Annotated in this window: 1 protein-coding gene; it reads right to left on the bottom strand. The window is 39.5% G+C overall.

Features of this window, described 5'->3' with window-relative positions; translation table 11 throughout:
* Positions 1 to 1287 (bottom strand): Ig-like domain-containing protein (locus tag D7V20_RS19125; RefSeq protein ID WP_235831684.1); only part of this gene is annotated, 1287 nt, incomplete at its 3' end.
* Positions 1288 to 1436: the final 149 nt, after the last annotated feature.

Here is a 1436-nt window from a genome sequence, read left to right on the forward strand (position 1 = left end):
AGTTACATCTAAATCTGTCGGTGCATTTGGTGCAGTAATATCAGGGGCTGTTGCTTCATATACAGTTGACGTTAATGGTGTCGGTGCAGTGTCTGTCGCTGTGACATAAACTTTCTCACCATTCGCCTGAGCAGGGCTCAATGCAAAGCTAAATACACCTGCAGTATCTGTCTGACCTGTACCCAATACAACGCCCGCAGCATTTTTAACGACAACAGTCGCTTGTTCTGATACTTGTCCTGTAATCGTCGCACCTGTTGTTGCATCTACTGTCGCTGCTGTAATCACTGGTGCTGCGTTGTCTGCAACGGCTGAGGCTGGAACAGAGGTATTCCCTACATCATCGGTTGCTGTCAAACTGATGGTTTGACCATTATTTTGTGCAGGATTCAAGTTTACAGAGAAATTACCATTTGCATCTGTAGTTCCTGTTCCGATCACAACACCATTTGGATCTTTTACTTCAATAGTCGAATTTGGTTCCGCCTTACCTGTGACAACCGTACCATCATTGATAATTGCAATGTCTGTCGGCGCATTTGGTGCAGTCAAATCATGTGCATTAAATGGTGCTTCCACAGACTCGTTATCTGCAGCATCCGTTGCTGTTGCTGTTAAAGCTTCTTTATTAATTTGAGCAGGTGAAATGATTACTTTGAAATCACCATTAGCATCAGTAGTACCTACACCAATTACCCCTCCTGTTACATCACGGATGGTAATGGTCGAATTCGGTTCTGCTTTACCAATCACCGCATGGCCTGCATCGACCACATCTAAATTTGTAGGTGCAGCTGGTGGAGTAATATCTGGAGCAATTAAAGATTGTGATGCAAAGTTATTCGAGGCATCTGTTGCAATCGCTTCGATCTTTTCGGCATTAACTAACGCGGGATTAAGATGAACTGAATATGTCCCATCAGCTGCAACAACTGCTGTACCCAAAACAGCGCCTGTTGCAACACTTTTAATTTGAATAGTAACACCTGGTTCAGACGTTCCTGAAACAATCGTACCTGTCGCATTTATTGTTGCTTGTATATCAGGAGCGACATAATCTTTCAAAATCAATTCTTGAGTTGCTGGAATCCCTTGTTTATCCGTACCACTGAGGATAACTTTTTCACCATTAATGAACTCGGAAGTGCTATAAACGAATAGACCATTAGGTCTTACTGTAGTTGTTACTTCTTTTAAAAAAGCGCCCGTAATTGGATCATAAAATTTTAGACTAATTGGAGTATTTGCCATAAAAATGAGGGATGAAATTGTATTTGCTGAAGCCATAAATGTGTCCTCTATAAAATTTTTCTTTAACACAAAAAATAGGTTTAGTTTTTAAACTGGTTTAATTTTAAGCATTATACATATTTTTGTGATCAATTTCACACTTATATTATTTTTTTTTATTTATTTTGCTTTTTTTTGTAAAAAAG

The organism is Acinetobacter rongchengensis, from assembly GCF_003611475.1.
GTDB classification, from domain to species: Bacteria; Pseudomonadota; Gammaproteobacteria; order Pseudomonadales; family Moraxellaceae; genus Acinetobacter; species Acinetobacter rongchengensis.